This is a genomic window from Novosphingobium sp. KN65.2 (assembly GCF_001368935.1).
Lineage (GTDB): Bacteria > Pseudomonadota > Alphaproteobacteria > Sphingomonadales > Sphingomonadaceae > Novosphingobium > Novosphingobium mathurense.
Map to the genome: position 1 here is coordinate 1 of NZ_CCBH010000179.1, position 12,698 is coordinate 12,698.

The following is a 12,698-nucleotide window of genomic DNA, read 5'->3' on the forward strand; positions in this document are numbered from 1 at the left end:
TTCGTTCCCTATGAAAGAGGCGCCCTAGGGCCGCTTCGTTGATGTCTGGTGTGAGCTGAAAGGGTGGATGGTCGTCAGAAGGTGACGCGCTTGACGTCGGTATTGACCGAAGGGAACGGCAGGTACGACACGCGAAGCTGTTCAACCAGCGAGAGTTCGTGTTCACCCTTCGGGAAGCCGCCCGGATATTGGACCGAGATCGTTGCCGGGGTTCCGAATGGCCAGCGGCGGTCGTAAGCGGTTTCCATCTCGTCGAGCGAGATCGGGCCTTTGCCTTCGTCGAAGCGCACCGAATCGCGGGCAACGGTCTCGCCATCGATGGAGACATCGAGCTTCTCGATCATCGAGAGACCGATGCCACGGTAGTAGCCAAGCTTGGCTTCGAAAGCGAACCCGGTGGGCGCGTCGGCCGGACCGGTGTTGCGCAGGGTAGTTTCGTCGATCAGGTATTTGTCAAACATCAGGCGTTCTCCAGCTCGGCTTCTGCCTTTGCGATGAGGCGGTCGAACATGACGTGCTGGCGGCGAACCTGCTCGCGGCTGTCGACTTCCATCACGTCCTGGATCCAGCGATTGCCTTCGTACTCGCTCGAAAGCGTGCCTTCCCAACCGCACTTCACCAGCTCGGGAATGACGTCCTCGTAGGCCAGCGATGGATCGGTGCAGTCCTCGTTCATTTCGTAGAACTTGGCCTGGATGTGGCGGAAGTAGGGCGCGTAGTCCTTGAGGCGCTTCGGGTTGGCGTATGGCGCGTGGCGCAGCGTCTCGGCCATGGCGATCTCGGCCTTGTTGCCGCCCATCTTCACCGCGACTTCGTAGATCGTGTACTCGCACATGATCTTCTGTTCATGCTGATCGACGATGAACTGGGTAATCTCCGGACGGGCGCCCTGGCGTTCGAAGCGCGCGCGGAAGGCCGGCGGATAGTGCTTCATGAAGATGCCCATGTCGGGCAGGATGCCCAGGTGCTTGGTCTTCAGACGATCGGCAACGTCGATCGTGCGCAGGATCCAGGCATGTTCAAGGTGCCAGGGAGCGTGCACTTCGACGCCCATGTGGATGTCCAGTTCCTCGGCGAGCGGTACGCACTTTTCGAGGATGTCGGGGCGCACGAAGATGAGGATGCGCATGTTCTTGATGCCGAAGCGATGGCAAAGGCGCAGGTCGCGCTCGATGCTGGCGACCTGTTCCTCGTCGGACAGGAGCTCGCCCTTGCGCAGCTTGGTGTCGAGGAACATGTCGTAGCAGGTGAAGTGCGTGCCGTGACGCTCCATCATTTCCTTCCAGTGCTCGACTTCGGCGTCGCTGATGTCGGGGAACGTAGGCATGTTCTGTTCAGGCAAGATCTCGATGCCCTTGGCGCCGATCGATGCGGCGTAGGCTACGCAGTCCTCCACGCTCATCTGGCCGAGGAACATCTCCTCCTGGAAGCTGTAGAGGCTGACGCCTCGTTGTATCTTGGACATTCGTCGCTCCGTGTGTTTGTCCGGGACCCGGTCGGGTAGGGGATGTTTTCGTGTTACAGTGAGGGGCACGCCCCGGTCCGATCGCAGGGCACCGGCTATGAAATTCAGACAGTGATTCGCGTCGATGATCCAGTCGCATCGGCTGGCAGTTTCTCGGCTCGACGCTCCCTTGTTCGCGCGCTCCTCTTCGCGGTTTACAGCTCGTTCGGCCCGTGAGCATTGCGCCGCTTACTTCGCCAAAACCCCAATCATGGATGATGCGTGGGGCGGGCTGAGCCGCCTCAACGTCAAGACTTGGCACTATTATCAATCGCGCCTGCTTGCAATTAAAAACTAAAACCGTCATTCGTATTCCTGGATGCTGGTTGCGCTTGACGACGCCTGCGGCTCGGACTAGAACCAAATTCTAGTTTCGGTCGCCGCGGAGCTTCAGGGCAATCGTGGCGTGCGAAATTCGGCGTACAGGCTTGGGAGAGTTCTTTGGAATCAATGGAGACAGACGGCGCCTTGCGGCGGCGGCGCTCGATGCAGGTTGCTGATGGCGATTCCCTTGCTGTGCTGCCGATGCATCCGCCCCAATATTCAAGCAGGCGCGCGCCTCGGTCCCTGTCCGGCAGTGTCTCGTCCGTTCCTATCTCAATTTTCGACTATCTGAGGTTTCCGCAATGAAAGATCTGAGCGCGCTTATCATCGGCGGCGGCATCGGCGGCCTTTCGGCTGCGATCGCGCTGCGCCGTGCCGGTCACCGGGTGACGGTGATCGAGAAGGACCCGGCGTGGTCGGTTTATGGCGTGGGCATCATCCAACAGGCGAACGTGGTGCGCGCGATGGACCAGTTGGGTGTGCTCGATACCTTTCTCGATGCTGCCTGCGGGTTCGATGCGGTAGAGGTCTACCTGCCTGACGGCACCCGCGTGGCGCGGGTGCCGTCGCCGGCGTTGGTCGAAGGCAAGCCCGCCAATGTCGGCATCGGCCGGCGCGCGCTGCAGAAGGTTCTGGGCGACAGTGCCAAAGAACTGGGTGCCGAGATCCGGCTGGGCGTGACGGCTGAACGCCTTGACGATGACGGTGCAGGCGTGAACGTGACTTTCTCCGACGGGCGGGAAGAGCGCTTCGACGTCGTCGTGGGCGCTGACGGTGTCTATTCGCAGACCCGCGAGGCGATTCTGCCCGACGCAGAGACGCCGCAGTTCACGGGTCAAGCGGTGTGGCGCTACAACTTCCCGCGCCCGGCAGATCTCGATGCGCTGCACGTATACAACGGTCCGATCGGATCCGGCCTTGTGCCGATGTCCGAAGACCTGATGTATATGTACGTGACGACGCCCGAGCCGGATAATCCCTGGTATCCCACCGAGGGCATCGCTGCGGCCATGCGTTCCAAGCTTGCCAAGGCAGCCCCGCAGATTCGTGCGCTGGCCGAACAGATCACCGAGGACGAAGGCGTCGTCTATCGTCCGCTTGAGGGCATGATGCTTTACGGCCCCTGGAGCAAGGGCCGCATCGCGCTGATGGGCGATGCCGTCCATGCGACCACGCCCCATCTGGGCCAGGGCGCCGGCATGGCGATCGAGGATGCTCTCGTTCTTGCCGATGAGCTGACCAAGGCCGACACGCCCGAAGCCGCCTTCGAGGCCTACCGCAGCAGACGTTTCGAGCGTTGCCGCTACATCGTCGAGAAGTCGCTCGAGATCTGCCACGGCCAGATCGGCAAGGGCCCGCCGGTCGACAATCACAAGGCTACCGCGGAGATGTTCGCGGTGGTTTCGCAGCCCATTTGATCAGTCAATCTTCAAGGACCAATGCCATGAGCCGAGTAACCGAGATCCGCTATGTCGGATATGGCGTCGAGGACTTCGATGCCGAACGCAAATTCTACACCGATGACTGGGGGCTCGTCGAAGTCCCCGGCTCTGCCGACAAGGGCGACATGGCCTGGTTCAAGACCCAGGGTCATGGTGAACACCACGTCGTGCGCCTGCACAAGTCGGATGCCAACCACGTCGAAGTGATCGCGCTTGCCGCCGACAGCCGCGCCGATGTCGATGCGCTGTTCGGCAAGATCGAGGCGGCGGGTTGCAAGGTCATCTTCGCACCCAGGGAATTGGATGCTCCTGGCGGCGGCTATGGCTTCCGCTTCTTCAGCCCCGATGGCCTGCCTTTCGAGATCTCGTCCGGCGTCGAGACGCTCGACGCCCGCGAACTCGAGCGCTGGGAAGGCGTGCCGCTCAAGATCAGCCACATCGTCCTGCACTCGCCCGACCACCAGGCGATGGTGAAGTTCTTCACCGACGTGCTGGGTTTCAAGATCTCCGACTGGCTCGGCGACTTCATGTGCTTCCTGCGCTGCAATGAGGCGCACCACCGCGTCGCCATCCTGCCCGGACCGCCGTGCCTCAACCACGTCGCTTACGACATGCTGAGCATCGACGACATGTTCCGTGGCGCGCATCGCCTCAAGCAGCACGGCACCGACATCCGCTGGGGTCCGGGCCGTCATACCGCGGGCAACAACACGTTCAGCTACTTCGTCACTCCGGGTGGCTTTGCCGTCGAGTACACTTCCGAGCTGGAAGTGGTCGACTTCGAGACGCACGAGTACAAGGTGCATAAGCCCGCGCCGATGGTCATGGACCAGTGGGGCATCGGTACCGGCGGCCCGCAGACGATGCCGCATCCGGCACCCGACGCTCGGCTGTTCCAGGCATCGGAGGTCTGATCGATGGCTCTTTTCGAATATTTTCCGAACTACATCTGGAACCTCTCGGTCGCGATCGCGATGGAGAGCGGCGGTCGGATCGGCGAAGTCATCGACATGTGCAAGCCGATCAAGGATGCGGCCGATGCCGGGGCCGATGCGGGCACGCCCGCGTTCATGAAGCAGTGGGTGGCGATGGGCGACAAGCTTATCGAACTTGCTGCCGAGGACGAGGCCAAGGGCCGTCTGTTCTCCGCCTCGAACAAGCTGGAGCGCGCCGCGCTCTACATGTTCACCGGCGAGCGCATGCAGGGCCACGGCCATCCTGGCCGCAAGGAGACTTACGCCAAGGCCCGCGCGGCCTTCGACAAGTCGACGCAGTTCGGCAAGATCAACCGCGAACGCGTGGAGATTCCGCTGGAGAAGGGCACGATGCCCGCGCTGTTCACCCGCGCGCCGGGCGAGGGCCGCAAGCCGGTGGTGGTCTTCTGCAATGGCCTCGATAGCTGCAAGGAACTGCTCTACTGGACGCAGCTGCCCGAGCAGCTCGCCCGCCGCGGCATCTCGACCCTGTGTGTCGACCAGCCGGGCTCGGGCGAGGCGCTTCGCCTGCAGGACCTGCCGGTCGATCCGCATTCGGAAAGCTGGGCCAGCAAGGCCGTCGACTGGCTCGAGCAGCAGGACAACGTCGACCCCAAGGCGATCGGCATGACCGGCATCTCGCTGGGTGGCCACTTCGCGCCGCGCGCGGTTGCCTACGAGCCGCGTTTCGCCTCGGGCGCGGTCTGGGGCGCCAACCACAACTGGCGCGAAGTGCAGGACAAGCGCATGGCGCGCGAGGGCGAGAACCCGGTCCCGCACTACTGGGCGCACGTCCACTGGGCTTTCGGGGCCAAGGACCAGGACGATTTCCTCGAGAAGTCGTCCGCGATGAACCTCAATGGTCACATGGACAGCATCAAGGTGCCCTTCCTCGTGACGCATGGTGCCAATGACCGCCAGATCAGCCCGCAGTACGCCGACGATCTCTATGACCAGCTGGTCAATTCGCCGCGCCGCGAGAAGGTGATCTTCACCGCCCGCGAAGGCGGTGTCGAGCACGTGGGCGCCGACAACATGAGCTACGGCCGCGATCTCATCTCCGACTGGTTTGCCGAAACCCTCGGAGGCAAGACCGCCTGAACTCCAGCCCGTAATGGGCTGCACAAGGCCGGCGCATCGCCCGATCCACCTCTCCTCCGGTCGGGCGATGCGCCGGTATCAATATTGAAAACAGCGCGTATTCCATGACATGCGCGCGAACGAATGGGAAAACCGCCTATGGCCCGCCGCTTCGTCGACCTGTCGATCACGCTGTGCAACGATGTCGTCAGCGATCCGCCTTTTCTGAAGCCGGAAATCACCTACCAGACCCATGGCGAGACGCTGGGCGAGCTGGGGCACTTCTTCCCGGGCATCACGGCCGAGCAGACCCCTGACGGCGCCGGCTTCGCCGCGGCCGAATGGGTCAAGCTGACCACCCACAGCGGCACGCACCTCGATGCCCCCTGGCACTTCCACCCGACTCAGGACGGCGGCAAGCCCTCGCTGACGATCGACGAGATCCCGCTCGAATGGTGCTTTCAGCCCGGCGTGAAGCTCGACTTCCGGCACTTCGAGGATGGCTATGTCGTCACCGCCAAGGATGTCGAGGAAGAACTCGCGCGCATCGGCCATGAGCTCAAGCCGCTGGAGATCGTCGTCATCAACACCACGGCGGGCAAGGCGCTGGGCGATCCCGACTACGTCAGCCGCGGTTGCGGCATGGGCTACGAAGCGACCATGTACCTGACCGAACGCGGCGTGCGCGTGACCGGCACCGATGCCTGGTCGTGGGATGCTCCCTTCGTGCACACTGCCAGGAAGGTGGAAGAGACCGGCGATACCTCGCTGATCTGGGAAGGACACAAGGCGGGTCGTGACATCGGCTACTGCCACATCGAAAAGCTGCACAACCTGGAAGTGCTGCCCGCTGACGGCTTCACGATCTCGTGCTTCCCGCACAAGATCAAGGGCGCCTCGGCAGGTTGGATCCGCGCTGTCGCCATCTTCGAGGACTAAAACCCCATGCGTCTAGCCACGATTGCGGGTGCCACGCCCGACGGAACCCTTGTCGTCGTCTCCCAGGACGGGAGCCGCATGCTCGCGGCCGGTCCGGACATGCCGAACCTGCTGGGCGTCATGGAACGCTGGGATGCGGCGCAGCCGAAGCTTGCGGACCTGGCCCGGCGCCTTGAGGCCGGTGAGGGCGAGCCGCTCGATTCCGCGGCCCTGCGCGCGCCTCTGCCGCGATCGTGGCAGTGGCTCGACGGTTCTGCGTTCGGCACCCACGGCGATCTCATGCAGATCGCCTTCAAGCTCCCGCCGATCGAGACCGACAGGCCACTCATGTACCAGGGACTGTCCGACCGTTTCTACGGTCCGACCGATCCGGTGCCGTTCCCCGATCCGGCGGATGGCATCGACTTCGAAGGCGAGTTCGGCGTGATCGTCGATGCCGTGCCGATGGGGACCACGCCCGAAGAGGCGATGAAGCACATCCGGCTTGTCGTGCAGATCAACGACTGGTCGCTGCGCACGATCGCTCCTGTCGAGATGAAGACCGGCTTCGGCTGGGTGCAGGCCAAGCCCGCCTGTTCCATGGCGCCTTTCGCCGTGACGCCAGAGGCGCTCGGTGACGGCTGGCAGAATGGCCGCGTATGCCTGGACCTCGCGATCGAATGGAACGGCAAGGCTTTCGGCCACGCCAATGGCGCAGCGATGGACTTCGGCTTCCATGAGCTGGTCGCGCATGCCGCCCGGACGCGCGATCTTGTTGCGGGAACCGTGATCGGATCGGGAACCGTCTCCAATCCCAATTATGCCGAGGTGGGATCGAGCTGCATCAGCGAAGTGCGCGCGATCGAGATGATTGCCGAGGGCAAGCCATCGACCGCGTTCATGGGCTATGGCGATACGATCCGCATGGAAGCACAGGACAGTGATGGCTTTGCCCCCTTCGGGGCGATCGACCAGCGCGTGGCCGAACCTGCCGCACGCTGATCGATTGGGATTATCCGGGAATGCCTGTGTTTAGGCATTCCCGGTTACTGTCTGGTCCTTAGCGGCGCTATCAGGCCGGCTTGCGCCAGAGTGCGAAGATCTTCGCCACGTCCACCTGGCTGTCCCAGCTGCATTCCGCACCCTGTTCGATGATGAAGGTGTCGCCCTTGGAAAAGGTCGACTCGCGGCCATCGGCATCGACGAACGTCACGCTGCCTGCAAGCAGGTGCATCAGTTCGCAATGGTGGAAGAAGATCGGCTTGCGCTGATAGGGCGTGGAATCCCACACTCCGCATTTGAACGCCTCATCCGCCGAGGCAAACATCGTGTTTGACCGGCAGGACGGTGTTTCGCCCAACAGGAGCTCGGCCGCGGGCGGATTGGACGGAGACAACGCGGCATCATTGGCGATGGGCGAGATGCCGGGAGTGCCGGGATTCCCCTCCAGGTAGCGCATGAACAGCAGCTTGGCAGGAGCCGAGCAGGACCATGTAAAGGCGGTGCCGCGCGCCACGCCACAGCTCTCGCCGGCTGCGAGATCGAGTGAACCGGTTGCATCTGCCAGGGTTACGGCGCCTTCGAGTACGAAGACCCAGGTATCTCCCCGATCTTCGCGTGTCTCGCCCTTGCCAGCGGCAAGGGCGAACAGGCCGACTTCACATGGGCCGCTGCGTATATCCACGAGGTGCGCACCGCTGGTGAAGGGGTCGGCGTCGTCGTTGCCTGCTGCGGCAATGTTAGCGGCCATGGCGCGCAAATCGATGAAAGTGGGACAGCCAGTCAGGGTGTTCACATTAGTCTCCGGAAATATGAGAGTGGACTCGATAGCCCGAGAGGTCGTTGGTCCGTCGACCTTTTGGGAAAATGGCAGGTATCAATCATTGTGTTCGCGTGTCGCAGGACACGGACCGGGATTGGAGGCATCGGCTCAACGGTATTTGGGCCAGAACGTCGGCGGCCGCTCAGATCGCCAGGCCGCGTCAATCGGCGTGACTGGGGGCAATATCGGCAAGTGGCCGTGCCGAGGCTTTGCGTCGAACAGGGGCTGCCCGATGACAGCGACGTTTGCCATGTCCGGTTCTGTCCTTTCCGCCGAGCCAGCCGTTTTGCCTGCCCCGATCGATTGCATTCTTCGATGCCTCCATCGTGACCAATTCCTTGCGGCATTTCCTGTGGAAGTTGCATTTGGCACAGGGAGATGCGCGCGGGCATCGGCCATGGTGGCAGTAGATGCTGCCGCAGCTTGGCGAGATTGGGGATCCTTGGCCGTGGTCACGCACCGATCAGGGTGCGGCAAAGGCGGAGGGAATCGTCTGGCCCCAAGGCACACTGGCTGCGCATCTGCTGAAAGTGCGCATCTTTTCAGTGCAATCTTCCGAGCCCGGGATGCCATGTGTCTGGGAACGGGAGCATATGCTTCTCACCTGTCCGGGCATTGCCACGTAGAACCGAGGTCTCGCATCCATGTCTCCAGTCGTCGAGCGAATTCACAGTGACGAGAAACTGCCTGCCGCCGCCGATGTCGTGATCGTCGGTGCCGGCATAGTCGGCTCGGCGACTGCCTATTATCTCGCCAAGCGCGGACTTTCGGTGGCGTTGATCGAAAAGGGCAATGTCGGTTGCGAGCAGTCGAGCCGTAACTGGGGCTGGTGTCGCCAACAGAACCGCGACGCCCGGGAAATGCCGCTCTCGCTGCTTTCGATGCGCCTCTGGGACGAACTGGCGGGCGAGATCGGCAAGGATCTCGGCTTCCGGCGCTGCGGCCTCGTTTACGCGACCGACGACGAAAAGATGCTGGCCGGGTGGGACAGCTGGCGCCCGGTGGCCAAGGAGTTCGGCGTCAACACCCGCATGTTGAGCGCGACCGAGGCGGCTGACCGCATTCCGACGACGCGGCGCAAGTGGGTCGGCGGATTGCACTCGGCGGACGATGGCAAGGCCGAACCGGCCCTCGCCGCACCGGTTCTTGCCGAAGGTGCGCGCGCATTGGGTGCGACGATTCACCAGCAATGCGCCGCGCGTGGTCTGGATATCGCGAACGGCCAGGTCGTGGGCGTACACACCGAAAGGGGCACGATCCGAACCAGCGCCGTGCTCTGTTCTGCCGGTGCGTGGGCCTCACGCTTCCTGCGCCCTCATGGGGTGAGCTTTCCGCAAGCCAGCGTTCGCCAGACTGCACTGCGGACCAAGCCTACGGCGAATGTCGGTGAAGTTCTCTATTCACCGGACTTTGCCATGACCCGCAGGCTCGACGGCAGTTACACTTTGGCGATCAGCGGCCGTGCAGTGCTTGAACTGACGCCGAAGGGCATTCGCTATGCGCGCGAGTTCATGCCGCAATTCATCCAGCGGCTGAAAGCCGTCCACGTCGGTATCGGCAAGTCTTTCCTGACAGGTCCGGATTCTGCATCGGCCATGCTGCTGAACGATCAGAAGATCTTTGAGAAGACACGGGTCCTCGATCCCGAGCCTCTGAGCGGTCAGGTGCGGCAGATCATGCACAACGTCCGTACGACTTTCCCGGAACTGGCGAACGTCGAGATCGACAGTGCCTGGGGGGCCTTCGTCGACTGCACGCCCGATGCCGTCCCGGTGATCTCGCCGGTAGAAAAGATTGACGGCCTGTTTCTTGCCGCTGGCTGTTCGGGCCACGGTTTCGGTGTCGGGCCGGGCATCGGCTACCTTGCCGCCCAGCTCATCGTCAACGACACGCCCAGCGTCGATCCCACGCCTTTCCGTCTCTCGCGGCTTGTCGATGGATCGAAGGTGGAAGTCGGCGCGCTCTGATAACGGGCATGCTGGGGTGCCTTAGAAGGCACCGGTCAACAAGGCCGCTTTCAGGACCGCTCGCGCTTGGGCGGTCCTACCACGCTTCCCACAGTGGCTTGTGCCGCCGTCTGTCGGCGGCGGTTTGCTCGGGCAGCTTGTCGAAGGCAGGCCAGAAGCCCAGCGTTTCGTACATGGAGCGTTCCAGATAAGGATAGGCGTCGCCGGCGGCGCTATCCACGCGGGCGCATTCGCCCAGTTCGGGAAGGCTTATGCGATAAAGTCCGTGTCGCTTGCGCGAGTGCATCACTGACTCCCAGGCTCGTTTCCGTGTCCGGGTACGGGCAAATACCCGATCGCATCCATCCGAGCGAATCCAAAATGGGGGTAGGGGGCCGGGGAGGTCATGCGGCCTTGGCGCTTTTTCCCTGAACCTTCGCGATATAGCTGCTCACATGCCCGGCCTCGATCGGCCGGCTGTAGAAGTATCCCTGAAGGTGGGTGCATCCGGCGCTTCGGGTAGGGCCGACCAGATGATCCTCGCTGATGCCTTCGGCAACTACTTCAGCGCCGACATGACGCGCCATAGTTACCGCCGCTTCGAGGACGGCTAGCGACGCGGGATCCTGCCCGAGGTCCATGACGAGGCTGCGGTCCAGCTTCATTCGGTCGAACTTGAAGCTCTTTACCATCGAGAGCGAGGAATAGCCCGTGCCGAAATCGTCGAGGGCGATGCGAAAACCCAGGTTGCGCAGCAGGTTCAAGGTCAACAGCGCGCGGGTGTTGCGTTCGATGGAAAGCGACTCGGTCACTTCCAGGAAGAGCCTTTGCGGTGCGATCCCGTTCTGGCGGCAACAATCGAGCAGGAAAGTGCTGAACCCGTCATGCTGCAACTGCAACGGCGATAGGTTGAGGCTCATCTGGATGTCTGGCCACTGGGCGAAGTCTTGCAGCGCCCTGCGGATGATCCATTCGCCCAGGCGAACCATCAGCCCGCTCCGCTCGGCGGCAGGGATGAAGGTGGAGGGCGGGACTTCGCCCAGTTCGGGGTGCTTCCAGCGCACCAGAGCCTCGACCTCGCGACAATCCTCGTCGATCGAGTGGATCGGCTGATAGACCATGCGCAACTGTCCGGCATCGAACGCAGCTTCCAGGTCCTTTTCGAGGGCACGGTCGATCGAGCGTTCCTCAGCCATGTGCGCGGCGAAGGCCGTGGCGCAATTGCGACCGTTCTTCTTCGAGGCATAGAGCGCAAGGTCGGCGTTCCTGAGGATGGCATCGACATCCGATCCGGTAGGCAGTTGGACCTCGACCACGCCCAGAGAGACAGTGGAGGCGACGGAAAATTCGCCCAGGCTGAAAGGTTCGCGCATTGCCTCGACAAGCGCCGAGCCCATCGCGATGGCGGACGCCTGTCTTGTCAGCGGCAAGGAAACGGCGAATTCGTCGCCGCCGACGCGCGCCACCACGCTGCGCTCGCCGAGGAAATCTTTCATTCGCGCGCCGATGATGCGGACCAGTTCGTCCCCAGTGGCATGGCCGTAATCGTCATTGATGTGCTTGAAGCGGTCGATGTCGATCAGCATGAAGGCGAAGCGTCCTTCCTTGCTGCCATTCAGCAGCTTCTCGGTCGCTTCCTGGAACGCGCGGCGGTTCGGCATTCCCGTAGCCGCATCGGTAAAGGCAAGGTTCTTGACCGCCTTGGCGTTCCGCCGAAAGGTTTCGAGCGGTCCGGAAAGGGCCTGCAATTCCTTCAGCCGGAATTCGCCGATCTCTATATCGAGGTCGCCGTCGGCCAGTCGCTGCAGCGCGCGGTGCATGCGGCGAACCGCGGGCAGGATGTTCCTCATCAGGTCGAACAGGACGATGAGGACGACCAGTATCGTGACGCCGCCGGTGCCCAGCACGAGGAATTGCCAGCGTTCGATCGAGGTGACCAGTCGGGCTTGTGCTGCCTGACGATGGGCATGGGCCTTTTCGACCACCTGGGTCGCAAGGGTTTCCATGGCCGCGTTCTTCGCCTCGACTTTCGCGATCAGCGCCGCCTTGCCGCCGTTGGCGGTCTGGACCTTGAGGATAGCGCTGACATGCTGGTCGAGATCGGCGAAGAGTTGGGAAGCTGTCTGCAAGTCGGAGAGCACCGTACCGCTGTCGCGAAGTTTGGCGAGCCGGTCTCCGATAGCGATGGCGGCATCGGTCAAGGCATCGCTGGTCGTCGAAATGTTACTGGCAACGAGCCCGCGATTGGTGGCCGTGCGCAGTTTGCCGACTGCTTCCGCGAACTGATCGGCGTTTTCGGCAAGCGCAGAGGCGCGCACGAGGGCGTCGCTTTCCCGCTGCAGCCCGAAAGCTTCCCTTTGCGAGACGAACTGCAGCAGCAGCGTCAATGCGACAATCAAGGCCATGGCGCCGATCAGGCGCTTTTCCAGCGAACCGAAGAACCTGCCAGCAATCGCAATACAGTTTGTCATCTTGCACCCGAAACTGCGCGAGCGACGACATGCCTCCGCGCCTGATATCTGCGGGGCTGATAGGAGCGATTCCCTAAAAAAGTCTAATTATAACAGAGCTTTATGTCCTAAATTCGTCATTAAACTGTCACAATCGAGGATCGCCGTGCGGAGATTGCCGAAAGGTGCTCTTGGGGATTGGCAGCATCCTGTCGACCTCTCCTATACAAGTCAGGCC

At 62.3% G+C, this 12,698-nt stretch carries 12 protein-coding genes; 7 read left to right on the plus strand and 5 right to left on the minus strand.

Annotation, left to right across the window (positions count from 1 at the left end):
• Nucleotides 1-74: 74 nt before the first annotated feature.
• Entirely contained in the window at nt 75-461 is a 387-nt protein-coding gene (locus SPHV1_RS18315) for a DUF6379 domain-containing protein (protein ID WP_054947474.1), read from the minus strand.
• Complete coding sequence (locus SPHV1_RS18320) at nt 461-1,465, minus strand: sugar phosphate isomerase/epimerase (RefSeq protein WP_054947475.1); 1,005 nt, start codon at nt 1,463-1,465, stop codon at nt 461-463. Before SPHV1_RS18320 ends, SPHV1_RS18315 begins: the two co-directional genes overlap by 1 nt.
• Before the next feature lie 124 nt (nt 1,466-1,589).
• On the opposite strand from SPHV1_RS18320, the gene SPHV1_RS25085 reads away from it, so the two are divergent.
• From SPHV1_RS25085 to SPHV1_RS18345, 6 genes are all read left to right on the plus strand, one after another.
• A complete protein-coding gene (locus tag SPHV1_RS25085; protein ID WP_139383982.1) occupies nt 1,590-1,802 on the plus strand; it encodes a hypothetical protein in 213 nt (70 codons plus the stop codon).
• Between the two features lie 328 nt (nt 1,803-2,130).
• Nucleotides 2,131-3,246, plus strand: a complete 1,116-nt coding sequence (locus tag SPHV1_RS18325) for an FAD-dependent oxidoreductase (RefSeq protein WP_054947476.1) — start codon at nt 2,131-2,133, stop codon at nt 3,244-3,246.
• A 26-nt stretch (nt 3,247-3,272) separates the two neighbouring features.
• A complete protein-coding gene (locus tag SPHV1_RS18330) occupies nt 3,273-4,184 on the plus strand; it encodes a VOC family protein (protein WP_054947477.1) in 912 nt (303 codons plus the stop codon).
• A gap of 3 nt (nt 4,185-4,187) precedes the next feature.
• Complete coding sequence (locus tag SPHV1_RS18335; protein WP_054947478.1) at nt 4,188-5,345, plus strand: S9 family peptidase; 1,158 nt, start codon at nt 4,188-4,190, stop codon at nt 5,343-5,345.
• 138 nt (nt 5,346-5,483) lie between these two features.
• The gene (locus SPHV1_RS18340) at nt 5,484-6,263 is read left to right on the plus strand and encodes a cyclase family protein (RefSeq protein ID WP_054947479.1); all 780 of its coding nucleotides are present in this window, start codon (nt 5,484-5,486) and stop codon (nt 6,261-6,263) included.
• Nucleotides 6,264-6,269: 6 nt separating this feature from the next.
• Nucleotides 6,270-7,244 (plus strand): fumarylacetoacetate hydrolase family protein, encoded by a 975-nt coding sequence (locus SPHV1_RS18345; RefSeq protein WP_054947480.1) that lies wholly within the window; start codon nt 6,270-6,272, stop codon nt 7,242-7,244.
• A 70-nt stretch (nt 7,245-7,314) separates the two neighbouring features.
• Here SPHV1_RS18345 and SPHV1_RS18350 read toward each other — a convergent pair whose 3' ends face one another.
• Entirely contained in the window at nt 7,315-8,037 is a 723-nt protein-coding gene (locus SPHV1_RS18350; protein ID WP_231634735.1) for a cupin domain-containing protein, read from the minus strand.
• A gap of 671 nt (nt 8,038-8,708) precedes the next feature.
• On the opposite strand from SPHV1_RS18350, the gene SPHV1_RS18360 reads away from it, so the two are divergent.
• Nucleotides 8,709-10,031: an FAD-binding oxidoreductase gene (locus tag SPHV1_RS18360; RefSeq protein WP_054947482.1), complete on the plus strand. Its 1,323-nt coding sequence runs from the start codon at nt 8,709-8,711 to the stop codon at nt 10,029-10,031.
• 76 nt (nt 10,032-10,107) lie between these two features.
• On the opposite strand, the gene SPHV1_RS18365 is transcribed toward SPHV1_RS18360, so the two are convergent.
• Both SPHV1_RS18365 and SPHV1_RS18370 read right to left on the minus strand, forming a co-directional pair.
• The gene (locus SPHV1_RS18365; protein ID WP_054947485.1) at nt 10,108-10,317 is read right to left on the minus strand and encodes a hypothetical protein; all 210 of its coding nucleotides are present in this window, start codon (nt 10,315-10,317) and stop codon (nt 10,108-10,110) included.
• Between the two features lie 97 nt (nt 10,318-10,414).
• Nucleotides 10,415-12,481 carry a bifunctional diguanylate cyclase/phosphodiesterase gene (locus tag SPHV1_RS18370; protein WP_054947483.1) on the minus strand — a complete coding sequence of 689 codons (2,067 nt, stop codon included), beginning with the start codon at nt 12,479-12,481 and terminating at the stop codon, nt 10,415-10,417.
• Between the last annotated feature and the right edge of the window lie 217 nt (nt 12,482-12,698).